Origin of the sequence: Streptomyces sp. NPDC127119 (assembly GCF_042677425.1) — a bacterium.
In the GTDB taxonomy this organism is placed as follows: Bacteria; Actinomycetota; Actinomycetes; order Streptomycetales; family Streptomycetaceae; genus Streptomyces.
This window is the reverse complement of the sequence record NZ_JBHXTO010000134.1, coordinates 1-25,421: the sequence shown is the minus strand read 5'-3', so window position 1 is coordinate 25,421 and position 25,421 is coordinate 1. Positions and strand designations below refer to the sequence as shown.

Below are 25,421 nucleotides of genomic sequence, written 5' to 3'. Positions count from 1 at the left end.
CCCGCGCCCGCCCTTCCCCCGCCCACCTTCCGCACTCTCCCCTCTACCCCCACCCTCACCCCCCCAGGGGCGCGGGGAACTGCGCAAAGGGGGGCGAGGGGGCGGAGCCCCCATGAGTGGACGGGACGGGTAGGGGCGGCGGGGGCGAGGAAAGGGCCCTCTGTCCACAGGGGCGGGCGGGGAGGACCCCGGCGTCGTACCCTGGACACCCCCGGCCCGTCAGACGTGTCGGGCGGCTCGCGTTGCCCACGCCACCCACCCACCCCTCCCACCCCCCTCAGCTCCTCGGACGGAAACCCCTTCATGAGCCTGCACGGTCTGCTCGACGCCGTCGTCAAGGACGCCGCACTCACCGAAGCGGTGAAGGCCGCCGGCGACGGCAACCGCATGCACGTGGACCTGGTCGGCCCACCCGCCGCCAGGCCCTTCGCGGTGGCGGCCCTGGCCAGGGAGGCCGGCCGCACGGTCCTGGCGGTCACCGCCACCGGCCGCGAGGCCGAGGACCTGGCGGCGGCCCTGCGCTCACTGCTGCCCGCCGACACCGTCGTGGAGTACCCGTCCTGGGAGACGCTGCCGCACGAGCGCCTGTCGCCGCGCAGCGACACCGTGGGCCGCCGGATCGCCGTCCTGCGCAGGCTCGCCCACCCGCGCCCCGACGACCCGGAGACCGGCCCCGTCTCCGTGGTGGTGGCCCCCGTGCGCTCGGTCCTCCAGCCCCAGGTCAAGGGCCTGGGCGACCTGGAGCCCGTCGCCCTGCGGACCGGCCAGAGCGCCGACCTCGGTGACATCGTGAAGGGCCTGGCGGCAGCGGCGTACGCCCGGGTGGAGCTGGTGGAGAAGCGCGGCGAGTTCGCCGTACGCGGCGGGATCCTGGACGTCTTCCCGCCCACCGAGGAGCATCCGCTGCGCGTGGAGTTCTGGGGCGACGACGTCGAGGAGATCCGCTACTTCAAGGTCGCCGACCAGCGGTCCCTCGAGGTCGCCGAGCACGGACTGTGGGCGCCGCCCTGCCGTGAACTGCTGCTCACGGACGACGTACGGGCCAAGGCGGCGGCGCTCGCGGAGGAGCATCCCGAGCTGGGCGAGCTGCTCGGCAAGATCGCCGAGGGCATCGCGGTCGAGGGCATGGAATCCCTCGCTCCGGTCCTCGTCGACGACATGGAGCTGCTGATCGACGTACTGCCCAAGGGCTCCATGGCCCTGGTGTGCGACCCGGAGCGGGTGCGTACGCGCGCCTCCGACCTGGTGGCGACCTCGCAGGAGTTCCTGCAGGCGTCCTGGGCGGCGACGGCGGGCGGCGGCGAGGCCCCCATCGACGTCGACGCGGCCTCCCTGTGGTCCATCGCGGACGTCCGGGAGCGGGCCCGTGAGCTGGACATGATGTGGTGGTCGGTGTCGCAGTTCGCGGCGGACGAAGCACTGACGGAGACGTTCGCGGACGACGCCGCGGGTGACGCGGACACGCTGAAGCTCGGGATGCACGCCCCCGAGACCTACCGCGGCGACACCGCGAAGGCCCTCGCCGACACCAAGGGCTGGCTCGCGGACGGCTGGCGCACGGTCTTCGTCACCGAGGCGCACGGCCCGGCGGCCCGTACGGTCGAGGTGCTGGGCGGCGAGGGCATCGCGGCCCGCCTGGAGTCGGACCTCGGCGCGCTGGCCCCCTCGGTCGTGCAGGTGTCCTGCGGCTCGATCGACTACGGGTTCGTCGACCCGGTGCTCAGACTCGCCGTCCTCACCGAGACCGACCTCACCGGGCAGAAGGCCGCCGGCAAGGACGGCGCCCGGATGCCGGCCCGCCGCAGGAAGACCATCGACCCGCTGACGCTGGAGACGGGCGACTACATCGTCCACGAGCAGCACGGCGTCGGCCGCTACATCGAGATGGTCCAGCGGACCGTGCAGAGCGCGACCCGCGAGTACCTGGTCGTCGAGTACGCGCCCGCCAAACGCGGCCAGCCCGGCGACCGCCTGTACATCCCCACGGACCAGCTGGAACAGATCACCAAGTACGTCGGCGGCGAGGCCCCGACCATGCACCGCCTGGGCGGCGCCGACTGGACGAAGACCAAGGCGCGCGCCAAGAAGGCCGTCAAGGAGATCGCGGCGGACCTGATCAGGCTGTACTCGGCCCGGATGGCGGCCCCCGGCCACGCCTTCGGCGCCGACACGCCCTGGCAGCGCGAGCTGGAGGACGCGTTCCCGTACACCGAGACGCCCGACCAGCTCACGACCATCGCCGAGGTCAAGGACGACATGGAGAAGACGGTCCCCATGGACCGCCTGATCTGCGGCGACGTCGGTTACGGCAAGACGGAGATCGCGGTCCGCGCGGCCTTCAAGGCGGTCCAGGACGGCAAACAGGTCGCCGTCCTCGTGCCCACGACCCTGCTGGTGCAGCAGCACTTCGGGACGTTCAGCGAGCGCTACTCGCAGTTCCCCGTCAACGTACGGGCCCTGTCGCGCTTCCAGTCCGACACCGAGGCGAAGGCCACCCTGGAGGGGCTGCGGGAGGGCTCCGTGGACGTGGTCATCGGCACCCACCGCCTGTTCTCCTCGGAGACCAAGTTCAAGGACCTGGGTCTTGTCGTCGTCGACGAGGAGCAGCGGTTCGGCGTCGAGCACAAGGAGCAGCTGAAGAAGCTGCGCGCGAACGTGGACGTACTGACCATGTCCGCCACCCCGATCCCGCGCACCCTGGAGATGGCGGTGACGGGCATCAGGGAGATGTCGACGATCACCACCCCGCCGGAGGAGCGGCACCCGGTCCTGACCTTCGTCGGCCCCTACGAGCAGAAGCAGATCGGCGCCGCCGTCCGCAGGGAGCTGCTGCGGGAGGGCCAGGTCTTCTACATCCACAACCGCGTCGAGTCGATCGACCGGGCCGCGGCGCGGCTGCGCGAGATCGTGCCGGAGGCGCGGATCGCGACCGCCCACGGCCAGATGTCCGAACAGGCCCTGGAGCAGGTCGTCGTCGACTTCTGGGAGAAGAAGTTCGACGTCCTCGTCTCCACGACGATCGTCGAGTCGGGCATCGACATCTCGAACGCGAACACGCTGATCGTGGAGCGCGGCGACAACTTCGGCCTCTCGCAACTGCACCAGCTGCGCGGCCGGGTGGGGCGTGGCCGCGAGCGCGGGTACGCCTACTTCCTCTACCCGCCGGAGAAGCCGCTCACGGAGACGGCCCACGAACGCCTCGCGACCATCGCCCAGCACACGGAGATGGGCGCGGGCATGTACGTGGCCATGAAGGACCTGGAGATCCGCGGCGCCGGAAACCTGCTGGGCGGCGAGCAGTCGGGCCACATCGCCGGAGTCGGCTTCGACCTGTACGTACGCATGGTGGGCGAGGCGGTCGCGGACTACCGCGCCTCCATGGAGGGCGGTGTCGTCGAGGAGGCGCCCTTGGAGGTCAAGATCGAGCTCCCGGTCGACGCGCACGTCCCGCACGACTACGCGCCGGGCGAACGGCTGCGCCTGCAGGCCTACCGCTCGATCGCCTCGGTCAACTCCGAGGACGACATCAAGGCCGTACGCGAGGAACTCGTCGACCGGTACGGGAAGCTGCCCGAGCCGGTGGAGAACCTGCTCCTGGTGGCCGGACTGCGGATGCTCGCGCGCGCGTGCGGGGTCGGCGAGGTCGTCCTCCAGGGCAACAACATCCGGTTCGCCCCGGTGGAGTTGCGGGAGTCGCAGGAACTCCGCCTCCAGCGCCTGTACCCGGGCACCGTCGTCAAGCCGTCCGCCCACCAGGTACTGGTCCCGCGCCCGAAGACGGCGAAGGTCGGCGGAAAGCCGCTGGTCGGCCGGGAGTTGCTGGGATGGACCGGGGAGTTCTTGGCTTCGATCCTGGGGTCGTAGCGGGTCACCTCCACGGCTCGCTGAGGGCTGATCGGGCTGAGGGTCTGAGGGCCGGACTGGCCTGAGGGCCGGACTGGCCTGAGGGACTGAGGGACTGAGGGCTTGAGGTGCTGGTGGGTCGGCCGGTGGGCCGGTGTCACGTGGACCTGAAGAGCAGCCCCGTCAGCGCGTGGAACACCTCCTCCGGGTCCTGGTCGCCCACCGGGCCGTTCAGGTCGTGGCTCAGGAGGAGCGTCGCGAAGCCGTGGGCCAGGGACCAGGTGGCGATGCCCGCGAGACGGGCGTCGCCCCCCCCGGGCCCTCCGCGGGAACGGCGGAGACCGCGTTGCGCAGGCTCTCGCCCGCCAGGGCTCTCGCGGTCGTCGGCTCCAGGTCGTTCTCGCGGAGGTGGAGCGGCAGACCGACGAGCTGGCCGTCGTGCCATGGCGGGCGCCGGGACCCGGCGCCACCGGCCGACTCGCCGATCTGCTCGGTGAGTTCCGGGTCGCGGTGCTCGGATCGGGGCTGCTGCCGTCGGAGACGACGCTGGGGATCGGAAAGGTGTGAGGGGCGCGATCCGGGACAGCCGGTCTCCGGGAGCCGAGGGCGACTCACCGCGGGCTGAGGGTGTCTCACCACCTCCGTCACGCCGGTTGTGCGCCACTTGCTCACCAAAGTCACCATAAGTACCTTTCACGCCGTTCTCTCCCAACCGTCGGGCCAGTACGGTGAGATGACGGAAGACCGCCCCCTCGGGGCGGGCAGGGCATGCAAGACGAAGGAGCGCCCGTGACGTTCTGGACCAGGACCGCAGGGGTCGCGGTTCTGCTGATCGCCGCGACCGGCTGTACCGCGGAGACGACCGGTGCCGCCGGACCTCAGGAGCCGGCGGGCGCGGGCGGAGCCGCCCTCACCGCGGTCGACTCACTGACCGTCAAGGGGAGGGCACCCAAGACGGGGTACGACCGCGACAAGTTCGGCACCGCCTGGGCGGACACCGATTCGAACGGCTGCGACACCCGCGACGACATCCTCAAACGCGACCTGAAGGAGGTGAAGTTCAGCGACGGCGACTGCAGCGTGAAATCGGGGAGGCTCGACCCCGACCCGTACACCGACAAGGACGTCACCTTCGTACGCGGCGGACGCAGCGAGGTCGACATAGACCATCTCGTCGCCCTGTCGGACGCCTGGCAGAAGGGCGCCGGGAAATGGGACGCGAGCAAGCGGATAGCACTGGCCAACGACCCGTTGAACCTCCTCGCCGTCGACGCCGGACGCAACCGCAGCAAGGGTGACGGGGACACCGCGACCTGGCTCCCGCCGCACAAGGCGTACCGCTGCACGTACGTGGCCCGGCAGGTGGCCGTGAAGAAGAAGTACGAGCTGTGGGTCACCGACGCGGAGAAGGCCGCGATGAAGAAGGTGCTGTCCGGGTGCCCGGGGCAGAAGCTCCCCACGGGTGGCACGCCGACAAAGGCGCCGAGCCGGTTCCACGCGAACTGACAACGGGCCGGCAGTGGGCCGGCAGCGAGCTGGCAGCGAGTTGACGGGGGCGTCGCGGTAGGGGTTCCGGCAGGGCTCCGGGCCGGCTTCGTACGGGTTCCGCGCGGGGCGGCTCCGTGCCGGAAAAGCGGTTTCACCGGGGCCGGTGCGGTGCCTACCGTGTTCGGCATGGTGCTGAGAATCGCGAGCCTCGCCGAGCGTCCGGAGATGTACGACGCGGTGACGGGGATGGCCGACACCTGGCCGGAGTTCGTCCGCAACGACCTCGTCGGCAACGCGCACTACGGCCGGATCGCCAGGGAACTGCCGGAGTACGTGCTGTTCGCCGAGGACGGGAGCGGCGAGGTGGTCGCGCACGCCTACAGCGTGCCGTTCGCCCTCGGGGACGAGGGGCCGGGCGCGCTGCCGGCGCGGGGCTGGGACGAGGTGGTGGTGTGGGCGTTCGGGGACCTGCGCCAGGGCGTCGTGCCCGACACGGTGAGCGCCGTCTCGATCGTCGTCGCCCCGCACGCCCAGGGCACCGGCCTGTCGGCGCGGATGCTCTCGGCGATGCGTGACAACGCCCGGGCCAAGGGCTTCGGCGAGGTCGTCGCACCGGTGCGGCCGAGCGCGAAGCACCGGGAGCCGTGGGCGGCGATGGAGGAGTACGCGTTCCGGACGCGTGAGGACGGGCTGCCGCACGATCCGTGGCTGCGGGTCCATGTCCGGGCGGGCGGGCGCATCGAGGCGGTGGCTCCGGCGTCGATGACCGTCGCCGCGTCGCTGGACGAGTGGCGGGAGTGGACGGGGCTGCCGTTCGACAAGGAGGGCCGGGTCGAGGTGCCCGGCGCGCTGGTGCCGGTGTACTGCGAGCCGGCGCTCGGGTACGCGGTGTACGTCGAGCCCAACGTGTGGGTGCGGCACGTTCTTTGAGACGCGCGCGCGGAACCTGAGGCGTGCGCGGAACCGGCTGGGGCGTGCGCGGAACCGTTCCGGCACCCGGGCATGCCCGACGGGGCGTGCCCCCCGTGGACACGCCCCGCCGGCTTCTCCCGCCGGGCTTTCGCGCCGGGCCTCCGTGGCCCTCAGCCGCCCAGCGCGTCCAGGTCGAGGATCTTCCCCTTGGGGGTCTCGGCGGGGACCGGCGTGTCGAAGTCGCTGAAGGTGATCGTGCCCGGGTCCTTGGCGGACCTGCTGACGACCTTCAGCAGGTAGGGCTTGCCCTCGGTGGCGACGGACAGTGTGTACGTGTCCTTGCCGTCCTTCTCGTGCAGGACGATCGCCGGGGTGCCGTCGACCGTGGCCGCCTTGCCGCGGGTGGCGTCGGAGCTGACGTCCTCGAAGTCCGCGAGGACGGTGTCGAGGTCGCAGAAGCCGGCGATGTCCTTGGCGTCCGCGCCCTTCGCGGACATCTTGGTCCACTTGCCGGCCAGCATGGCCACCACGCCGTCGGTCTCCTCCTTCGGCGCGTCCTCGTCCTGGGCGCGGAGGAACTCCTCGTCGTACTTCATGTAGAGGGTGTCGCCGTTCATCATCAGCTGGGCCTCGCCCTGGCCGTCGGCGCTCATCGTGCCGGCGCACCGGCCCTTCTTGTCGAGGGCCATGTCGAGGTCGATGCGGCTGCCGTCGTCGTCCATGATGTCGCCCTTCATGCGCAGCGACGAGGCGTTCGAGGTGGCCTTCACGGCCCGGTCGGCGATCTCGCCGCCGGTCAGCCCGGCGAAGGGGCCCTTCGGCTTGCTGTCGGCCTTGTCCTCGCCGGGCAGGCAGCCGGTGAGCGAGGCGGTGGCCGCGGCGGCGAGGCAGAGGGCGGCAAGTGCGGTGCGACGCATGACGGTTTCCTTCGAAGTCGAGGTGGAGCGGTGGTGGTGGGGTGAGGGAGGGAGGGGAGGGGGCGGGGCGTCAGCCCGTCTTCTTCCAGTCCTTGCAGCCCGAGGTCTTGAAGTACGCGTCCCCGGCGGCGACGGTCACGACGGCCGAGCCGGACACGTTGTTGTTCGCGATGATCGACTCCATCGAGTGGGAGGAGTCCTTGGTGCGCTCCCAGTAACAGAGGTCGTCCGTGTTGCCGGTGGAGCGGTAGGTGCCGGGGGCGATGTCGGCGCCCACCCTGTGCATCCCGCCGTCGCCCTTGATCGCCGTGGCCGGGGTGCCGGACGCCTTCGCGTCCACGGCCTCCCAGTCCTCGCAGCCGCTCGACTTGAAGAGCTTGTCGCTCTTCAGGATCGTCACGTAGCTGGTGCCGCTGACGTTGTCGTTGGCGAGGATCGAGTCCATCTCGCCCGAGGCGTCCTTGGAGCGCTCCCAGTAGCAGAGGGCGTCGGCGTTGCCGGTGGTGCGGTAGGTGCCGGGCTGTACGTCGGTGCCGACCTGGAAGTCGCCGTCCCCCTCGAACGCCGCTCTCTTCTTCGGCTCCGCCGCCTTGCCGGCCTTGGTGTCGCTCTTCGTGTCCGTGTCCGAACCTGCGTCGCCCTCGGCCTTCTTGCCGGACTCGCGCCCGGCGGAGGCGGAGGAGCCCTTGCCGTTCCCGGAGCCGCTGTCGCCGTCGTCGCCCGCGTTCGCCGACACCGCGCCGATGACGACGACGCTCACGACAACCCCCAGCGCGATCTTTCCCTTGGCGCCCATGACAGTCCCCTCCCCAGAGGCTGACGACCGCCTTCACCCGGCGGTCGTTCATCCGATGGGTCAATCACAGCAGAGCTTGTGAACCGAGTCAACACGATTCACGAAGATGGCTGTGTACACGGCCGTGAATGGGTAGACCTTGCCTACGTCGCTATGATCGGCGCCACACACCAGACGGACGTCACACACCGGACGAGGGGAGCCGAGCGGGTGCAGGAGAACGGGACAGAGGTCACCGCGGCCGGGATCGCCCGGCTCGCCGGAGTCGGCCGCGCAGCCGTCAGCAACTGGCGCCGCCGCCACGCCGACTTCCCCAAGCCCGTCGGCGGCACCGAGACCAGCCCCTCCTTCGCGCTCACCGAGATCGAGGACTGGCTGCGCGCCCAGGGCAAACTGGCCGAGGTCCCCCTGCGCGAGCGCGTCTGGCAGCAGGTCGCCGGACACCCGCAGGGCCCCGTCACCGCACTGATCCACGTCGGCTGCGCCCTCCTGCTCGTCCACGACCGGCCCACCGTCTGGCTGGAGGTGAGCGCCGGCTCCGACGACCGCCTCGCCGAGCTGCTGCCCGCGCCCCTCGACCAGGTCCTCACCCCGCGCTTCGGCGCGATCCGCAAACGGGCCGTCGCCACACCGACCGCCGACCGACTGCGCTCCTCCGCACCGCTGTTGCGCGCCGCGGCCGAACTCGCCGCCGAACTGGACGCGCGCAAGGCGTACGAGTTCCTGCTCGGCAGGCACCTCGACGCGAACCCCCGCCAGTACACGCTCACGCCGCCCGGCCTCGCCGCCCTCATGGCCGACCTCGCCGGACCGGCCACCACCGTCCTCGACCCGGCCTGCGGCACCGGCGCCCTGCTGCGCGCGGTGGCCGCCGCACAGGGCACGCCCGCCCCCGGGGAGCAGCACCTCAACGGCCAGGACAGCGCACCCGAGCTGGCGGCCCTGACGGCACTGCGCCTCGCCCTCCACACCCGCGCGGTCGTCCGCACCGCCGCCGCCGACAGCCTGCGCGAGGACGCGTACGACAGCCTCAGAGCCGACGCCGTCGTGTGCCACCCGCCGTTCAACGAGCGCAACTGGGGGCACGACGAACTGGCCTACGACCCCCGCTGGGAGTACGGCTTCCCGGCCCGCACCGAGTCGGAACTGGCCTGGGTGCAGCACGCGTTGGCCCGCCTCAGGGAAGGCGGCGTCGCCGTCCTCCTGATGCCGCCCGCCGCCGCGTCCCGCCGCTCCGGCCGCCGTATCCGCGCCGATCTGCTGCGCCGCGGCGCCCTGCGCGCGGTGATCGCCCTGCCGCCGGGCGCGGCACCCCCGTACAACCTCCCCCTGCACCTGTGGGTGCTGCGCAAGCCCGCCGTCGGCGCGCAGGCCACGCAGCCCGAGGTGCTCCTCGCCGACACGGGTGTGTACACCGCGGACAGCCGCGGAGGCCTCGACTGGCAGGCCGTGCGCACCGCCGTCCTCGACGCCTGGCGCCCCTTCGACCGGACCGGCACCGTGCCCGAGGAGCCGGGCCTCAGCCGCTGCGTGCCGGTCATCGAACTCCTCGACGACGACGTCGACCTGGCCCCGGCCCGCCATCTGCCGCCCTCCGCGGCCGGCGGCGGCGCGGAGCGACTGGCCGACGTGCGCGACGGCCTGGGCGAGACCCTCCGGCTGACCGACCGCCTCACCCCGCCGCCCGCCGCTCCGCGCGCGCCCGTCCGCTGGCCGCTCACCACGATCGGTGAACTCGCCCGCGGGGGTGCGCTCCAGCTGCGTACGGGAGGCAGCGGCGGGCACGCGCGCGTGCCCGTGCTCACCGACCATGACGTGCTGGCCGGTGCGGCGCCGTCCGGGACGCTGCCCGAGAGCGACGAGGAGGCCGTGCTCACCGAGGCGGGGGACGTCGTCGTGCCCGTGCTGGGCGGCGGCTCCATCGCGCGCGTGGTCGACGGGGCGACCGCGGGCGCGGCCCTCGGCCGCAACCTCGCGCTGCTGCGGCCCGACCCGGCCGCGCTCGACCCGTGGTTCCTCGCCGGTTTCCTGCGGGGCACCGCCAACAACCGCCAGGCCAGCAGCTACGCGTCCACCGCGACCCGGCTCGACGTCCGCCGTCTCCAACTGCCCCGGCTGCCCCTGGCGCAGCAGCGTGTCTACGGCGAACGGTTCCGCGCGCTCGCCGAGTTCGAGGAGACCTTGCGGCTCGCGGGACGGCTCGGGGAGCAGCTGGTCCGGGGCATGTACGACGGTCTGACGGACGGCACGGTCGAGCCCGGCTGAGGCCCGTGGGACGGACGCGGTGACCAGCACGACAACGGTTCGGTACAACCCTGGACCAGTTGTCCTTGTCGGCCTATACGCTCGGACTCCGCACGTGTACGTCCGTACTTCCGTCCGTCCCCATCAGGCCTCCAGGAGCAACCATGCAAGGCCACGGCCAGGCGCAGCCGGTGAAGCCGCCACCCTCGACCGGGGTGCTGGTCTCCCTGCGCGTGCTCTTCGTGGTGGTCTCCGTCTGCAGCTTCGGCCTGCTCGGCTGGGTGATGATGCTGCGTCTGGCGCTCGTGACCCGTAAATCGCTCGACTGGGGCCTGTTGGTGGCCACTTTCGCGGCCGAGGCCCTCGGTCTCGTCCTGCTCGGCACCGAGCCCGGCGAGGAGATCCACACGCCGGGCGGCTGGACGGGCCTGGCCCTGCTCCTGGGCTCCCTCGTGCCCGTGATCTCGTACTACCTCGCGGCGGAGATCCGCCACTTCCACGCACTGGGATACGCCTATCAGGCGTACGCCGCACACCGGCTCCCGGCGCAGGCCTACGGCTACCCGCAGCCTCAGCAGCCGTACAGCGCCGCGGCCGGTCCGCACACGCCGGTGCCGCAGATGGCCCCGATCCCCAGGCCCCCGAACTCCACGCCGACCCCGACCCCGCCGCCGCAGCGCCCCGCGCCCGCCCGTATCGACCAGGTGCGCGCCGAGCTCGACGAGCTGAGTGACTATCTCCGCAAGCACGAGGACGGCAGGTGACCGTGGCGTCGGGACGGGTGATCACCGGCCGCTACGAACTGTCCACGCTCATCGGGCAGGGCGGCATGGGCCAGGTGTGGACGGCCTACGACCAGCGTCTGGACCGGCGCGTCGCCGTCAAGCTGCTGCGGCCCGACAAGGTCGCGGGCCAGGAGGCCGACGAACTGCGCCGCCGCTTCGTGCGCGAGTGCCGCGTGACCGCGCAGGTCGACCACCCCGGTCTGGTCACGGTCCATGACGCGGGCAGCGAGGGCGAGGAGCTGTTCCTCGTCATGCAGTACGTCGACGGGGCCGACCTCTCCGACCATCTCGCCGAGCACGACCCCTACCCCTGGCAGTGGGCCGTCTCGGTCGCCGCGCAACTGTGCGCCGTGCTCTCCGCCGTGCACGCCGTGCCGATCGTGCACCGCGACCTCAAACCGCGGAACGTGATGATCAAGCAGGACGGCACGGTCACCGTCCTCGACCTCGGCGTCGCGTCCGTGATGGACACCGACACCACCCGCCTCACGCACACCGGCTCACCCATCGGATCGCCCGCCTACATGGCGCCCGAGCAGGCGATGGGCGGCGCGGTCGGCCCGTACACCGATCTGTACGCGCTCGGGGTGCTGCTGCACGAACTCCTCAGCGGGGACGTGCCGTTCTCGGGATCGACCGCCCTCGGCGTGCTGCACCGCCACCTCTACGAGCCGCCCCTGCCGGTCCGCCGGCTGCGCCCCGAGGTGCCCGAGGCGCTCGAAGCCCTCGTCCTGCGGCTGCTCTCCAAGGACCCGCAGCACCGCCCCGACTCCGCGCAGGAGACGTACGAGCAGTTGTTGCCGCTGCTCCCCGCGCGCGGGATCCCGTCCGGCGGGCCGCTCGACCCCACGCGCCCCTTTCTGCGTCCGCACGCCCCCTGGCCGGACCGCGCCCGCACCCCCGCGGCGCAGCCGCAGGCCGCGCCCGCCGTCGAGAAGCCGGACGTCGCGGGAGCCGTCGACGAGGTCAAGCGGCTCCTCGGCGAGGGCCGCATCACGCAGGCCGTCGACATCCTCGGCCAGATACTCCCGGCCGCCGCCGCCCAGCACGGCGAGCACTCACCGGTCGTGCGCACCCTGCGCAAGCAGTACGCGGCCACGCTGATGGACGACGGCCAGTACCGCCGCGCCCTGCCCGAACTGCGCCGCCTCGCCGACGAACGGGCCACCGAGGCCGGCCAGGCCGACCCGCAGTCCCTGCGCTTCCGTTACGAGGCCGCCCAGTGCCTCGAACAGCTCGGCGAACCGGCGGCGGCACTCGCCGAGTACCGCGCGCTGCTGCCGTACTACGAGAACCAGTACGTCGCGCAGGACGCCGAACTGTCCTTCGAGGTACGCCGACGCATCGGCCATCTGCTTCTCGCGCTCGGCGACCGGGCCGCCGCCCACGACACGCTGGCCCGGCTCCAGTACGACGTCGAACGGCTGCGGGGCCCCGGCCATCCGCTGGTCGGCGACATCGGCCGGACCCTCCAGTGGCTGGGACAGGTCCGCGGCTGAACCGCGCGCCGCCGGGACGGTGCCCGAAGTCCTGCCGAATCGTTGGGTCGAATGGGTGGCCGAGAGCCGGTCCCCTGCCTAACATCGATCACCGCAAGACTTTGTGCACCGTCGCACAATCTCCTACAGGAGGTTTTCCTTGCACCGCCGCCGTCGCACCGCGTTCCTCCTCACCGCCGCGCTCGTCGCCGCGGCCCCCCTCCTGACCGCCTGTGGCAGCGACGCGCATCCCGGTGCCGCGGCCGTCGTCGGCGACGACCGCATCACGGTCTCCCAGCTGGAGAACCGGGTGAACGAGGTACGGACCGCGCAGCGGGCCGCCACCACGGGTGAGGCGCAGTACGAGCAGGCCATCGCCAAGTCCGGCGGCCTCACCCGCGACACCCTGCACGGCATGGTCCTCGACCGGGTGCTGCACCGGGCCGCCGACGACGCGGGCGTGAGCGTCACCCGCAAGGAGATCCAGGAGGCCCGCACCGGCCTGGAACAGCAGGCCGGCGGCGCGAAGGCCCTGGAGGTGAGCTGGCTCCAGCAGTACGGAGTGCCGCCCGAGCGGCTCGACGACAACCTCCGCGTCCAGATCGAGGCCCAGAAGCTCGCTGCCGCGCTCGGCACGGACACCAGCCAGCCGGCCTTCTGGAAGGCGCTGTCCGACGCCTCCAAGAAGCTGGACGTCGACCTGAACCCCCGGTACGGCAGCTGGGACGTCGAGAAGAGCAGCCGCGTCGACGACAAGCTCCCGTGGGTGCGCGACATCACGGCGGCGGCGAGCCAGAAGACGACGTGACCGCCGAAGGCCTGTGAGCGCCCGTACCGTCCGGCGCACGTGACCTCGATGTCAGTGGCGTGGGTTACGTTCGAGGGGTGAACGCATCCAGCCCCGGGCGCATCGTCCTGCTCACCACCAGCCACCGTGTCGCGCCCGGACTCCTGTCCTGGCCCGCCTGGCAGGCGCTGCACGGCGCCGACCGCGTCCTGTGCGCGGACGGCGCCCACCCGCAGCTGCCGTATCTGCGCGAGGCGGGCATCCAGGTCGAGGAGGCCGCGCCCGGCGCCCAGGAGCTGGTCGACGCCTGCGCCGGGGGACACACGGTCACCGTCGTCGCCACCGGCGAGGGCGAACCGCGCCTGACGGACGGCCTGGCCCGGCTGGCCGGCACGGGACGCGTCCAGATGCCCGACCTCGAACTGCTCCCCGCCTCGTACGACCTCCCGGGCGCCCGCCTCCTCGACCTCGTCCAGGTGATGGACCGCATCCGCCTCGAATGCCCCTGGTCGTCGCAGCAGACCCACAAGGGCCTCGCCAAGTACGGCATCGAGGAGGCGTACGAACTGGTCGAGGCCATCGAGGAGGGCGACCGGGACGAGCTGCGCGAAGAGCTCGGCGACGTACTGCTCCAGGTCGTCTTCCACTCCCGGATCGCCGAGGAGGGCAGCCCGGAGGACGGCTCGGAGCCCTTCTCCATCGACGACGTCGCGGCCGGCATCGTCACCAAGCTGATCCACCGCCACCCGCATGTGTTCGGCGACGAGACCGCCTCCACACCCGAGGAGGTCAAGGAGCACTGGCTGCGCACCAAGGCGGAGGAGAAGCAGCGGACGTCGGTCACGGAGGGCGTCCCGCTGGGCCAGCCCGCCCTCGCACTGGCCGCGAAACTGGTCTCCCGCGCCCGCACGGCGGGCCTGGACACCCCCCTGCCCCAGGGCGAGGGCATCGGCTACGAACTCCTGGCCCTGGCAGCGCAGGCGGAGAAGTCCGGCGTGGACCCGGAAGCAGCCCTGAGAGCAGCGGCTCGCTCCTACCGGGACGCCATACGAGCGACAGAGTCCTGACCGTCCCTTTCCAACCCCCTCCAGGTCAGCGCCCCAAAGGGGCGCGGGGAACTGCGCGACCAGCCCCCACCGGACCCGCGGACAACACACCACCACCCCCAGCGGAGCGTCACCGCGGCTGGGGCCGCCGCAGCAGCCACGCTCCGGGCCCAAGGGCCCGACACCCGTCCCGGTCCCGTTCCGGCCCGGTGGTCGGGAGTTCGTCACAAAAGACCCGCCCCGGCTCCACCCCGAGCCCGGCAAGCACGGAGGAGATCCCCGACACCAACCCCGGCGGCCCCGCCAGATAGACATCGTGCCGAGCCCAGTTCGCCCGGTTCCCCAGAGCCGTCAGCAACCGCTCCGTGGCCTGGGCCTTCGGCCGCCCCGGCGCGGGCGTGAGCACGGTGACGTCCAGCCAGGGCAGCCGCGTGCGCAACCCGTCGAGCACGGCCCGGTCGTAGAGGTACGCGACATCGCGGGCGACGACGAAGAGCCGCGCCTCGTCGTACGCGCCGGACCCCCGTCCCAACTGCTCCAGCAGCGCCTTCACCGGCGCCCACCCGGTACCGGCCGCGATGAAGGTGAGGGGCCGCTCCACGGGCGTACGGAGCGTCAGCCGCCCACCCGGCGCGCCGAGCCGCAGGACATCGCCCTCCCGGGTGCGCCGGACGAGTTCGGGCGACAGGGCGCCGCCCGCGACGAGGCTGATGTGCAGATCGAGCGTGCCGTCGCAGCGGGGCGCGTTGCCGACGGAGTACGGGCGCCAGACTCCCGGGACCCGGGGGCTGCCCACACTCACGTACTGGCCCGGCAGATGAGGGAGGGGCCGGTCCGGACGGAGCGTCAGCACGGCGAGGTCGTCCCCGCCCCCGGTGCTCCCCGGCAGCCCGGTGCGGCCGACGACCTCGGCGTCCCACCAGGACGGCTGCCCCTGGCTCTCCGACTCGTCCGCGCCCTCCAGCATGGCGTCCGTGACCAGCGCGTACGCCTCACCCCAGGCCTTCTCCACCTCCGGGTTCCACGCCGACCCGGACACGGCGGCGAACGCGGCGATCAGGCTGTCTCCCACGGCCGTGTAGTGCTCGGGGCGCGCGAGATACTTCCGGTGGTCGCGCCCCAGTTCCCGCAGGTACTCGTGGAGTCCCGGCCCCTCCAGGCGGGCGACGACGAGCGCCAGGGCGGTGAACAGCCGGTCCCGCTGGCGTTCCTTGTCCGCGGGGGAGTCCAGCGGGAACAGGGCCCGGACATCGGGGTGGTGCCAGAACAGATGCGAGTAGAAGTACTTGAGCGCGAACTCGGCCCGCCTTTCGACGACCGCGAAACTGGTCCGGAGTATTTCGGGGTCCACGCCCGCGAATGTAGAGAGCGGGGGAGCCGGACAGTCAAGAGGGAGAACATTTAGGGACAGCCCGTCATCAAATACGTAAGGCGGTCACGGTCGCGGTCGGCGCGGGAGGGCGGGCGCTGCCCGGCAGGACGCCGCGCGGGTGCGGGCCGCCCCTCCCGATACCGTCGAGGAGTGACCGAAACGCCTGCACAGCCGCCCGCGCCGACCACGGGGCAGCCCGTCCCCGAACTCTTCAGCTGGGAGTTCGCCACCGATCCCTACCCGGCGTACGCCTGGCTCCGTGAGCACGCCCCCGTGCATCGGACGAAGCTGCCCAGCGGGGTGGAGGCATGGCTCGTCACCCGTTACACGGACGCCAAGCAGGCACTGGCCGACGGCCGGCTCAGCAAGAACCCCGCCCATCACGACGGGACCGAGCACGCGAAGGGCAGGACCGGCATTCCGGGGGAGCGGAAAGCCGAGCTGATGACGCACCTGCTCAACATCGACCCGCCGGACCACACCCGGCTGCGGCGGCTCGTCAGCAAGGCGTTCACGCCCCGGCGGGTGGCCGAATTCGGTTCCCGCGTACAGGAACTGACGGACCAGCTGATCGACGGGTTCGCCGGGAAGGGGGAGGCGGACCTCATCCACGATTTCGCCTTCCCGCTCCCCATCTACGCGATCTGCGACCTCCTCGGCGTCCCGCGCGAGGACCAGGACGACTTCCGCGACTGGGCCGGGATGATGATCAGACACGGGGGCGGGCCCCGGGGCGGTGTCGCCCGGTCGGTCAAGAAGATGCGCGGCTACCTCGCCGAGCTGATCCACCGCAAGCGCCAGGAACTCACGGACGTGCCCGCGCCGGGCGAGGACCTGATCTCCGGCCTCATCCGGGCCTCCGACCACGGCGAGCACCTCAGCGAGAACGAGGCCGCGGCGATGGCCTTCATCCTCCTGTTCGCCGGTTTCGAGACAACCGTGAACCTCATCGGGAACGGCACCTACGCCCTGCTCACCCACCCCGGCCAGCGGCAGCGGCTGCAGGAGTCCCTCGCGGCCGGCCACCCGGACCTGCTCGCGACCGGCGTGGAGGAACTGCTCCGCTACGACGGGCCCGTGGAGCTGGCCACCTGGCGGTTCGCCACCGAACCGCTCAGCGTCGGCGGGCAGGACATCGCCGCCGGTGACCCCGTACTCGTCGTGCTCGCGGCGGCCGACCGCGACCCCGACCGGTTCGAGGACCCGGACACGCTCGACCTCTCCCGCCGTGACAACCAACACCTCGGTTACGGCCACGGCATCCACTACTGCCTCGGCGCGCCCCTCGCCCGGCTGGAGGGCCAGACCGCGCTGGCCGCGCTGCTGACCCGGCTGCCCGACCTGCAACTCGCGGGAGATTCAGCCGATTTGAGGTGGCGTGGCGGGCTCATCATGCGTGGATTGCGCACGCTTCCGGTGGAGTTCACCCCGGTCGCGAAGTCTTGACGGAAGTCGACCGAAGCCATGGAGGCGGTAGCACCGAAGGCAACGGAAGGTGAGACTCCGTCAACTCTGTGATCTTCACGTTATCTACGCTGCACCGACTTGTGACAAGAGTTCGAGTGCCGCTACGTTCACCCATCAATGCGGCAGGTCCGCCCGTCGCAGCAGTCACGAGCACGGCTTTCCGTCGTGCCCCGTGCGTATTCCTTGCTGTCACGCGAAAGGCAATCGCATGCTCTCCGGGAACGGCCGTCATCGTCGCCCCCGCCAGGCCCCGGCGCTCCTCGTCGCCGCCGGCGTGGCCGGATCGGCCATCGCGATCCCCCTGCTCGGTGCGAGCGGCGCGAGTGCCGCCAGCGGTACGACCTGGGACGCGGTCGCCGAGTGCGAGAGCGGCGGCTCATGGAGCGCCGACACGGGCAACGGGCTCTACGGCGGACTCCAGATGAGCCAGGAGACCTGGGAGCAGAACGGCGGCCTCGACTACGCGCCGAGCGCCGACCAGGCCAGCCGTTCGCAGCAGATAGCCGTCGCCGAGAAGATCCTCGCCAGCCAGGGGACGAGCGCCTGGGTGACCTGCGGTCTCGTCGCCGGTCTGACGCAGGACTCCGGCTCCGCCGACGTCGACACGGGCCTCGCAGAGGACGCCACGAGCCCGTCGGCCGACGCCGGTACGGCAAAGGGGAGTGACAGCGCGAAGTCCGACTCGTCCACGGACTCCGACGCGAAGTCCGACGACGACTCCTCCTCGGAGTCACAGAGAACGGACAGCTCGTCCGCCGATACCAAGGCGAAGGGTGACGACTCGGACAAGTCGTCCCAGAACGACGACGCTTCGGCCGACGAGGCCGCGGACAGCTCCGGCCGCCACCGGGGAGGCAGTGCCGAAGAGGTCGACATGGCCCCCCGCGCCGACGACTACGCCGGCCGGCACGCCTCGCGCAGCGACAGCACCTCACGCGTCCTCGCCGACGAAGGCTCGTACGCGGTCCGTTCCGGCGACAGCCTCTCCAGCATCGCCGACTCCCTTGGCATCGACGGCGGGTGGAGCGAGCTCTACGCCGCGAACAAGGACAGCATCGGCTCCGACCCGGACTTCATCATCCCCGGTCAGCGCATCGCGGTCGACGGCTGAGCGGCACTGAGCAAGTAGTGATCAAGGCGCCGAATCGGGCGAAAAGCAGCGGTAGTTCGCGCTGAATGTCCGATTTGGCGAATTGAGACATGGATCTCAACACCCCTGATCGTCTTTGAAATTCGGCGCGGCCCGTGTCTACGGTCGTGACCGCTCGCCATTGGTGAGCCCCGACGGTCGCACGCCGAATCCTGCCAACGGCCGTACGGGAACAGTCGTCGCGTAAAGCGCCGTAGGCAGGAGCGGGGGACCCAAGGTAAGTGCCGGAGCCGGTCGTCGAGACCGGGTACGGCTTGGGGTTAAGCCGCGTGACAGCAGTGTCGCGCGGCCGGGCAACTCACTCGGCCCGAACCCGACAGCTCACCTCGCAGGCGTCGGTGAGGGGATCACTTCATGCTGCTTTCGAGCAAGGGCAAGCACCGTCGCCCGTCCAAGGCCACCCGCATCGCCACGCTGGCCGGTGTCACCACCGCCGCCGTCGCCGTCCCGCTGATGGGCGCCACGGGAGCCTCCGCCGCCACCACCTCCGAGTGGGACACCGTCGCGCAGTGCGAGTCCGGCGGCAACTGGTCGATCAACACCGGCAACGGCTACTACGGCGGCCTGCAGTTCTCGTCCTCCACCTGGGCCGCGTACGGCGGCAGCTCGTACGCCTCCACCGCCGACCAGGCGTCCAAGTCCCAGCAGATAGCCGTCGCCGAGAAGGTTCTCGCGAGCCAGGGCAAGGGTGCCTGGCCGAGCTGTGGCGTGGGCCTGTCCGGCGCCTCGACCGGTGGCTCCACCGCCCCGTCGGGCTCCGACAGCTCCAGCGGCTCCGGCCAGAGCACCACGCAGCCGCAGCAGCAGCAGAACTCGCAGTCCTCCGAGGAGCGCGCCTCGCGTTCGCAGGAGCGTCCGGCGGCGAAGAAGACCGTCGAGACCCCGACCGGCAAGAAGGTCAAGAAGGGCGACGGCGAGTACAAGGTCGTCAAGGGCGACACCCTCAGCGAGATCGCCGCGAAGGAGAAGGTCAAGGGCGGCTGGGCGAAGCTGTACAAGCTCAACGACGACATCGTCGACGACGCCGACTTCATCTTCCCGGGTCAGCAGCTGCACCTCAGCTGACGGCGGCCGCACCACGGCCGGCCCGCCCTCGGCGGTTCATCGGTCGCGTCCCCGCTTCGGCGGCCCGGACATGACCGCGGGCATCACCGCGGACATCACCTCCGGTCGAGGCACTGGCCGCTCGGCCTCGACCGGACGTCCGGCCCACATCCGAATCGCGACTGAACCACAGCGCCCTCACATCCGTGTCCTTCATAGTGGAGGCCTCGTGAGGGCCACCCCCGTCCCCCACGGGCTCCCCGCTCCGGTGCGTGTTCCCCCGTACGCACCGGGGCGGGGCTTTTTTGCGCTGTTCTTTCTGCCTGTTCTTTCTGCCCGTGTCTTTGTTCCGTTCGGAAACAATTTCCTCTCGGTTCTGTCCAGGGGGCGGTCGAGGGCTGGCCGATCCCCGGCAGCCGGTTAGGCTCATCCCGCGGGGCCACCACGGCCTGCGCGCAACCGGGCCTCCGGCCCGGCACAGCTTGTGTCACATCCCAGAAGGAGATGCTCGTGCCGTCCATCGACGTCGTCGTAGCCCGGGAAATCCTGGACTCCCGAGGCAACCCCACGGTCGAGGTCGAGGTCGGCCTCGACGACGGCAGCACGGGTCGTGCCGCCGTTCCGTCCGGTGCCTCCACCGGTGCCTTCGAAGCAGTCGAGCTCCGTGACGGAGACCCCAACCGCTACCTCGGCAAGGGTGTCGAGAAGGCCGTCCTCGCCGTCATCGAGCAGATCGGCCCGGAGCTCGTCGGCTACGACGCCACCGAGCAGCGCCTCATCGACCAGGCGATGATCGACCTCGACGCCACCGACAACAAGGGCTCGCTCGGCGCGAACGCCATCCTCGGCGTCTCCCTCGCCGTCGCGCACGCCGCCTCCGAGGCCAGCGACCTGCCGCTCTTCCGCTACCTGGGCGGACCGAACGCGCACCTGCTGCCCGTCCCGATGATGAACATCCTGAACGGCGGGTCGCACGCCGACTCGAACGTCGACATCCAGGAGTTCATGATCGCGCCGATCGGCGCGGAGTCCTTCTCCGAGGCCGTGCGCTGGGGCGCCGAGGTCTACCACACCCTCAAGAAGGTCCTGAAGAGCCGCGGCCTGTCCACCGGCCTCGGCGACGAGGGCGGCTTCGCCCCGAACCTCGGCTCCAACCGCGAGGCCCTCGACCTCATCGTCGAAGCCATCAAGGAAGCCGGCTACACCCCCGGCGAGCAGGTCGCCCTCGCGCTGGACGTCGCCGCGTCCGAGTTCTACAAGGACGGCAAGTACGAGTTCGAGGGCAAGTCCCGCTCGGCCGCCGAGATGACCGAGTACTACGAGGAGCTCGTCGCCGCGTACCCGCTGGTCTCCATCGAGGACCCGCTGTACGAGGACGACTGGGCCGGCTGGAACGTCATCACCGAGAAGCTGGGCGCCAAGGTCCAGATCGTCGGCGACGACCTCTTCGTCACCAACCCCGAGCGCCTCGCCCGTGGCATCGAGGAGGGCTCCGCCAACGCCCTGCTGGTCAAGGTCAACCAGATCGGTTCGCTGACCGAGACCCTGGACGCCGTCGAGATGGCCCAGCGCAACGGCTTCAAGTGCATGATGTCCCACCGCTCCGGCGAGACCGAGGACGTCACCATCGCCGACCTCGCGGTCGCGGTGAACTGCGGCCAGATCAAGACCGGCGCCCCGGCCCGCTCGGACCGCGTCGCCAAGTACAACCAGCTGCTGCGCATCGAGGAGATCCTCGACGACGCCGCGGTGTACGCGGGCCGCTCGGCCTTCCCCCGCTTCAAGGGCTGACACCCTCGTAGGCAGCGTCGTACGTACGTCCCCGTACCCGGTCCCGTACCGTGTGCGGGGACGTACGTACGTATCGGGGAGGCGGGACAGATGGCCGTGAAGGACCGTGACCGGTTCTCCACCGCGACCAGGCTGCGGGTGCTCGGTGAGCAGACCGCCGCCCGCGTCTACCGCTCCCAGACCAAACGCCAGGCGCGCCGCTCGCGGCTGACCGGCCGTGCGGCGCTTCTCGCCCTCGTACTCTGCTCGCTCGTCGTGGCCCTCGCCTATCCCATAAGGCAGTACGTCTCCCAGCGTGCCGAGGTCGCCGACCTGCAGCGCGAGCGCGAACAGGCCCGCGAACGCGTCGAGGAGCTGCGCGACCTCAAGGCGCGCTGGCAGGACGACGCGTACGCCGAGCAGCGCATCCGGGAACGGCTGCACTACGTGATGCCGGGCGAGACCGGCTTCATCGTGATCGACCCCGACGCGGCGAAGAAGACGCGTACGGACCGGACGGCCGCCGACCGGGCCTGGTACGCCAACGTCTGGGACGGCGTCGACAAGGCCGACGCCTCCGACCAGTGAACTGAACCAGAAGGACACAGAGCCAAGGCATGGAAACGCCCCCGCCGCCCACACCGCGCACCGAGCCCACCGACGCCGACGTCGAGGCCTTCAAGCAGCAGCTCGGGCGTCCGCCGCGCGGGTTGCGCGCGATCGCGCACCGCTGTCCGTGCGGGCAGCCGGACGTCGTCGAGACGGCCCCCCGGCTTCCCGACGGGACGCCGTTCCCGACGACGTACTACCTGACGTGCCCGCGTGCGGCCTCCGCCATCGGCACGCTGGAGGCGAACGGCGTCATGAAGGAGATGACGGACCGTCTCGCCACGGACCCCGAACTCGCCAAGGCGTACCGGGCCGCGCACGAGGACTACATCGCGCGCCGTGACTCCATCGAGGTGCTCGAAGGGTTTCCCAGCGCCGGCGGGATGCCGGACCGGGTGAAGTGCCTGCACGTCCTGGTCGGGCACTCGCTGGCCGCCGGGCCGGGGGTGAACCCCCTGGGGGACGAGGCGATCGCGATGCTGCCGGAGTGGTGGCGCAAGGGGGCTTGTGTCGTGCCGACGGCAGGGTGAACCGGCCGGTTCGGGGCGCGTCGTCGCCTGCGGGCCGGCGGGGGCGGGCCGCGCAGTTCCCCGCGCCCCTGAATGCCAGGGCCGGGGCGCAGCCCCGCCTTTCAGGGGCGCGGGGAACGGCGCAGTCTTTAGGGGCGCGGGGAACGGCGCAGTCTTTTAAAGGGGCGCGGGGAACTGCGCGACGGGGGGTTCGGGGGCGGAGCCCCTGAGCGGGACGAACGACTGGTTACAGGAGATCACCATCAAGACTCGCGTCGCCGCCGTCGACTGCGGCACCAACTCCATCCGCCTCCTCGTCGCGGACGCGGACCCCGACACCGGCGAACTCGTCGACCTCGACCGCCGCATGACGATCGTCCGTCTCGGACAGGGCGTCGACCGCACGGGCCGCCTCGCCCCCGAGGCCCTGGAGCGCACCTTCGCGGCCTGCCGCGAGTACGCCGAGGTCATCAAGGAGCACGGCGCGGAGCGCCTGCGCTTCGTGGCCACCTCCGCCTCCCGCGACGCCGAGAACCGCGACGACTTCGTGCGCGGTGTCCTCGACATCCTGGGCGTGGAGCCCGAGGTCATCTCCGGCGACCAGGAGGCCGAGTTCTCGTTCACGGGCGCCACGAAGGAACTGACGGGCCGTGACGACCTGGCCAAGCCCTACCTCGTGGTGGACATCGGCGGCGGCTCCACGGAGTTCGTCGTCGGCGACGACCACGTGCGCGGCGCCTGCTCGGTGGACATCGGCTGCGTACGGATGACGGAACGCCACCTCGTCCGGGACGGCGAGGTCACCGACCCGCCGACCGAGGAGCAGGTCCGGGCGATCCGCGCCGACATCGAGGCGGCCCTCGACCTTGCCGAGGAGTCCGTGCCCCTGCGGGAGGCCCGCACGCTGGTCGGACTGGCCGGTTCCGTCACCACCGTCGCGGCGATCGCCCTGGAGCTCGCGGAGTACGACTCCGAGGCCATCCACCACTCGCGGGTCTCCGTCGACCGGGTCCGTGAGATCACCGAGCGCCTGCTGGCCGCCACGCACGCCGAGCGCGCGGCGATCCCCTCGATGCATCCGGGCCGCGTGGACGTCATCGGCGCCGGCGCCCTCGTACTCCTCGCGATCATGGAACGAACCGGCGCGCGGGAGGTAGTGGTGAGCGAACACGACATCCTGGACGGCATCGGATGGTCGCTGGCCTGAACCGGGCCCAGGCCGAGGCCCCCTCCAGCCATACCCCGGCGGCCTCGGCTGAGCGGAATCGGTGACGTATGAGCGCAGTTGAGGGGCCTGGAAGGGGTCTGGAAACGACCTTCGCGGCAGGCGCGCGAGAAACTTCGTGAAGTTCTTCACAAGAGAATCGGCCCTGTTGAGGGAGGTTTTGCTCCCTCCGGGTACTCCAGGGCCTCCGGCAGCCCCCGACGCATGATCAACGGGGTGTTTCGGGGGTGCTGCGATCGTATGAAGAGGGGGGCTGGTCCAGGGGTGCGAATGGGTCCAAGTGGCAGCTCAGGCGGCATTGACAACGGGTCGCGACGTGCGCTGGTTCCCCTGCCGGAACATGACCTGGGTCACGTGAGCCGCGCAGTGTAACAGAGGGTGTGAAGGAGCTTGTGAAGGGGCGCACGAGCGACCCCCCTGGGGCGGGTGGATACTCGATGGCATGAGCACCACGGAGCGTCCCAGGATCCTCGTAGTAGGCGGTGGGTACGTAGGCCTGTACGCAGCTCGGCGCATCCTCAAGAAGATGCGCTACGGCGAGGCGACCGTCACGGTCGTCGACCCCCGGTCGTACATGACCTACCAGCCCTTCCTCCCCGAAGCAGCCGCAGGCAGCATCTCGCCTCGGCACGTCGTCGTCCCGCTGCGACGCGTGCTGCCCAAGGCGGAAGTCCTCACCGGCCGGGTCACGACCATCGACCAGGACCGCAAGGTCGCCACGATCGCCCCCCTCGTGGGCGAGGCGTACGAGCTGCCCTTCGACTACCTCGTCATCGCGATGGGCGCGGTCTCCCGCACCTTCCCGATCCCCGGCCTCGCCGAACAGGGCATCGGCATGAAGGGCATCGAGGAGGCCATCGGCCTGCGCAACCACGTCCTTGAGCAGCTCGACAAGGCCGACTCCACGACCGACGAGGACGTCCGCCGCAAGGCGCTGACCTTCGTCTTCGTCGGCGGTGGCTTCGCAGGCGCGGAGACCATCGGCGAGGTCGAGGACATGGCCCGGGACGCGGCCAAGTACTACAACAACGTCTCGCGCGAGGACATGCGCTTCATCCTCGTCGACGCCGCCGACAAGATCCTTCCCGAGGTCGGCCCCAAGCTCGGCCAGTACGGCAAGGAGCACCTCGAAGGACGTGGGGTCGAGGTCTACCTCTCCACCTCCATGGACTCCTGCGTCGACGGCCACGTGGTCCTGAAGAACGGCCTCGAGGTCGACTCCAGCACGATCGTGTGGACGGCCGGCGTCAAGCCGAACCCGGTGCTCTCCCGCTTCGGCCTGCCGCTCGGCCCCCGTGGTCACGTGGACACCGGGACGACCCTCCAGGTGCAGGGCACGGACTACATCTGGTCCGCCGGCGACAACGCCCAGGTGCCGGACCTCGTCGGCCGCAAGGCCGGCAACGAGAACGCCTGGTGCCCGCCGAACGCCCAGCACGCGCTGCGTCAGGCGCGGGTCCTCGGTGACAACGTGATCTCCGGTATGCGGGGCTTCCCGCAGAAGGAGTACAGCCACGCCAACAAGGGTGCGGTCGCCGGGCTCGGGCTGCACAAGGGCGTCGCGTTCATCGTCGTGGGCAAGATGAAGATCAAGCTCAAGGGGCGGCTGGCCTGGTACATGCACCGTGGGTACCACGGGCTGGCCATGCCGACCTGGAACCGGAAGATCCGGGTCTTCGCGGACTGGACGCTGGCCGTGTTCCTGAAGCGTGAGGTCGTCTCGCTCGGTGCGATGGAGACTCCTCGCGAGGAGTTCTACGAGGCGGCGAAGCCGGCGCCTGCGCCGGCTGCTGTCGCGAAGACGGAGGAGAAGGCGAAGGCCTCCTGACCTCCGGTCACCACCGTCTGATCAGTTTGCTCCGAAGGGGCTCCCCGCCATCCGTGGTGCGGGGGGTCCCTTCGGCGTTTAGTCCTCGCCCCCGCCGCCCCTACCCGTTCCCGTCCACACATGGGGCTGCGCCCCTCGCCCCCTTTGTCCC

At 71.0% G+C, this 25,421-nt stretch carries 20 protein-coding genes and 1 riboswitch; of the genes, 17 read left to right on the top strand and 3 right to left on the bottom strand.

Annotated elements, in window-relative coordinates; translation table 11 throughout:
* Positions 1-303 precede the first annotated feature (303 nt).
* The 4 genes from mfd (at position 304) to ACFVH5_RS35845 (ending at position 6,261) form a co-directional block, all read left to right on the top strand.
* The gene (gene mfd / locus ACFVH5_RS35860; protein ID WP_385837861.1) at positions 304-3,864 is read left to right on the top strand and encodes a transcription-repair coupling factor; all 3,561 of its coding nucleotides are present in this window, start codon (positions 304-306) and stop codon (positions 3,862-3,864) included.
* Positions 3,865-4,251: 387 nt separating this feature from the next.
* Positions 4,252-4,410 carry a hypothetical protein gene (locus tag ACFVH5_RS35855; RefSeq protein ID WP_385837860.1) on the top strand — a complete coding sequence of 53 codons (159 nt, stop codon included), beginning with the start codon at positions 4,252-4,254 and terminating at the stop codon, positions 4,408-4,410.
* Between the two features lie 201 nt (positions 4,411-4,611).
* Positions 4,612-5,349: an HNH endonuclease family protein gene (locus ACFVH5_RS35850; protein WP_385837859.1), complete on the top strand. Its 738-nt coding sequence runs from the start codon at positions 4,612-4,614 to the stop codon at positions 5,347-5,349.
* Between the two features lie 168 nt (positions 5,350-5,517).
* Positions 5,518-6,261 carry an N-acetyltransferase gene (locus ACFVH5_RS35845; protein ID WP_385837857.1) on the top strand — a complete coding sequence of 248 codons (744 nt, stop codon included), beginning with the start codon at positions 5,518-5,520 and terminating at the stop codon, positions 6,259-6,261.
* A 152-nt stretch (positions 6,262-6,413) separates the two neighbouring features.
* Here ACFVH5_RS35845 and ACFVH5_RS35840 read toward each other — a convergent pair whose 3' ends face one another.
* Complete coding sequence (locus ACFVH5_RS35840) at positions 6,414-7,160, bottom strand: hypothetical protein (RefSeq protein ID WP_385837856.1); 747 nt, start codon at positions 7,158-7,160, stop codon at positions 6,414-6,416.
* Positions 7,161-7,230: 70 nt separating this feature from the next.
* Entirely contained in the window at positions 7,231-7,956 is a 726-nt protein-coding gene (locus tag ACFVH5_RS35835) for a hypothetical protein (protein ID WP_385837855.1), read from the bottom strand.
* Positions 7,957-8,166: 210 nt separating this feature from the next.
* Between ACFVH5_RS35835 and ACFVH5_RS35830 the strand changes: the two genes are divergently transcribed.
* From ACFVH5_RS35830 to ACFVH5_RS35810, 5 genes are all read left to right on the top strand, one after another.
* The gene (locus tag ACFVH5_RS35830) at positions 8,167-10,221 is read left to right on the top strand and encodes an N-6 DNA methylase (protein ID WP_385837854.1); all 2,055 of its coding nucleotides are present in this window, start codon (positions 8,167-8,169) and stop codon (positions 10,219-10,221) included.
* Positions 10,222-10,364: 143 nt separating this feature from the next.
* Positions 10,365-10,964, top strand: coding sequence for a hypothetical protein (locus ACFVH5_RS35825; protein ID WP_385837853.1), 600 nt, complete (start codon positions 10,365-10,367; stop codon positions 10,962-10,964).
* A gap of 38 nt (positions 10,965-11,002) precedes the next feature.
* Complete coding sequence (locus ACFVH5_RS35820; protein WP_384810600.1) at positions 11,003-12,484, top strand: protein kinase; 1,482 nt, start codon at positions 11,003-11,005, stop codon at positions 12,482-12,484.
* A gap of 139 nt (positions 12,485-12,623) precedes the next feature.
* The gene (locus ACFVH5_RS35815) at positions 12,624-13,271 is read left to right on the top strand and encodes a SurA N-terminal domain-containing protein (protein WP_385837852.1); all 648 of its coding nucleotides are present in this window, start codon (positions 12,624-12,626) and stop codon (positions 13,269-13,271) included.
* A gap of 59 nt (positions 13,272-13,330) precedes the next feature.
* The gene (locus tag ACFVH5_RS35810) at positions 13,331-14,317 is read left to right on the top strand and encodes a nucleoside triphosphate pyrophosphohydrolase (RefSeq protein ID WP_385837851.1); all 987 of its coding nucleotides are present in this window, start codon (positions 13,331-13,333) and stop codon (positions 14,315-14,317) included.
* A gap of 109 nt (positions 14,318-14,426) precedes the next feature.
* Here the strand turns inward: ACFVH5_RS35810 and ACFVH5_RS35805 are convergent, their stop codons facing one another.
* On the bottom strand, positions 14,427-15,647 hold the full coding sequence (locus tag ACFVH5_RS35805) for a globin domain-containing protein (RefSeq protein ID WP_385837849.1): 1,221 nt from the start codon (positions 15,645-15,647) through the stop codon (positions 14,427-14,429).
* A gap of 171 nt (positions 15,648-15,818) precedes the next feature.
* Here ACFVH5_RS35805 and ACFVH5_RS35800 point away from each other — a divergent pair, with 171 nt between their 5' ends.
* The 8 genes from ACFVH5_RS35800 to ACFVH5_RS35765 all read left to right on the top strand — a co-directional run bounded on the left by ACFVH5_RS35800 (position 15,819) and on the right by ACFVH5_RS35765 (position 25,270).
* The gene (locus ACFVH5_RS35800; RefSeq protein ID WP_385837848.1) at positions 15,819-17,114 is read left to right on the top strand and encodes a cytochrome P450; all 1,296 of its coding nucleotides are present in this window, start codon (positions 15,819-15,821) and stop codon (positions 17,112-17,114) included.
* Between the two features lie 229 nt (positions 17,115-17,343).
* Positions 17,344-18,246, top strand: coding sequence for a transglycosylase family protein (locus tag ACFVH5_RS35795; protein WP_385837847.1), 903 nt, complete (start codon positions 17,344-17,346; stop codon positions 18,244-18,246).
* Positions 18,247-18,464: 218 nt separating this feature from the next.
* Positions 18,465-18,635: riboswitch (cyclic di-AMP (ydaO/yuaA leader) on the top strand.
* Between the two features lie 4 nt (positions 18,636-18,639).
* Complete coding sequence (locus ACFVH5_RS35790; RefSeq protein ID WP_385837846.1) at positions 18,640-19,350, top strand: transglycosylase family protein; 711 nt, start codon at positions 18,640-18,642, stop codon at positions 19,348-19,350.
* 483 nt (positions 19,351-19,833) lie between these two features.
* On the top strand, positions 19,834-21,120 hold the full coding sequence (gene eno / locus ACFVH5_RS35785; protein ID WP_384810512.1) for a phosphopyruvate hydratase: 1,287 nt from the start codon (positions 19,834-19,836) through the stop codon (positions 21,118-21,120).
* A gap of 90 nt (positions 21,121-21,210) precedes the next feature.
* Positions 21,211-21,687: a septum formation initiator family protein gene (locus tag ACFVH5_RS35780; RefSeq protein ID WP_107015644.1), complete on the top strand. Its 477-nt coding sequence runs from the start codon at positions 21,211-21,213 to the stop codon at positions 21,685-21,687.
* Positions 21,688-21,716: 29 nt separating this feature from the next.
* Positions 21,717-22,238: a DUF501 domain-containing protein gene (locus ACFVH5_RS35775; RefSeq protein WP_385837845.1), complete on the top strand. Its 522-nt coding sequence runs from the start codon at positions 21,717-21,719 to the stop codon at positions 22,236-22,238.
* 241 nt (positions 22,239-22,479) lie between these two features.
* A complete protein-coding gene (locus ACFVH5_RS35770) occupies positions 22,480-23,424 on the top strand; it encodes an exopolyphosphatase (protein ID WP_385837862.1) in 945 nt (314 codons plus the stop codon).
* Between the two features lie 460 nt (positions 23,425-23,884).
* The gene (locus ACFVH5_RS35765) at positions 23,885-25,270 is read left to right on the top strand and encodes an NAD(P)/FAD-dependent oxidoreductase (protein WP_366788086.1); all 1,386 of its coding nucleotides are present in this window, start codon (positions 23,885-23,887) and stop codon (positions 25,268-25,270) included.
* Positions 25,271-25,421: the final 151 nt, after the last annotated feature.

Bases quoted from the DNA above. Each gene is read 5' to 3' on its own strand.
- mfd (WP_385837861.1), top strand. From the start codon at position 304: ATGAGCCTGCACGGTCTGCTCGACGCCGTCGTCAAGGACGCCGCACTC.
- ACFVH5_RS35850 (WP_385837859.1), top strand. From the start codon at position 4,612: ATGCAAGACGAAGGAGCGCCCGTGACGTTCTGGACCAGGACCGCAGGG.
- ACFVH5_RS35845 (WP_385837857.1), top strand. From the start codon at position 5,518: ATGGTGCTGAGAATCGCGAGCCTCGCCGAGCGTCCGGAGATGTACGAC.
- ACFVH5_RS35840 (WP_385837856.1), bottom strand. From the start codon at position 7,160: ATGCGTCGCACCGCACTTGCCGCCCTCTGCCTCGCCGCCGCGGCCACC.
- ACFVH5_RS35835 (WP_385837855.1), bottom strand. From the start codon at position 7,956: ATGGGCGCCAAGGGAAAGATCGCGCTGGGGGTTGTCGTGAGCGTCGTC.
- ACFVH5_RS35825 (WP_385837853.1), top strand. From the start codon at position 10,365: ATGCAAGGCCACGGCCAGGCGCAGCCGGTGAAGCCGCCACCCTCGACC.
- ACFVH5_RS35795 (WP_385837847.1), top strand. From the start codon at position 17,344: ATGCTCTCCGGGAACGGCCGTCATCGTCGCCCCCGCCAGGCCCCGGCG.
- ACFVH5_RS35790 (WP_385837846.1), top strand. From the start codon at position 18,640: ATGCTGCTTTCGAGCAAGGGCAAGCACCGTCGCCCGTCCAAGGCCACC.
- eno (WP_384810512.1), top strand. From the start codon at position 19,834: ATGCTCGTGCCGTCCATCGACGTCGTCGTAGCCCGGGAAATCCTGGAC.
- ACFVH5_RS35780 (WP_107015644.1), top strand. From the start codon at position 21,211: ATGGCCGTGAAGGACCGTGACCGGTTCTCCACCGCGACCAGGCTGCGG.
- ACFVH5_RS35775 (WP_385837845.1), top strand. From the start codon at position 21,717: ATGGAAACGCCCCCGCCGCCCACACCGCGCACCGAGCCCACCGACGCC.
- ACFVH5_RS35765 (WP_366788086.1), top strand. From the start codon at position 23,885: ATGAGCACCACGGAGCGTCCCAGGATCCTCGTAGTAGGCGGTGGGTAC.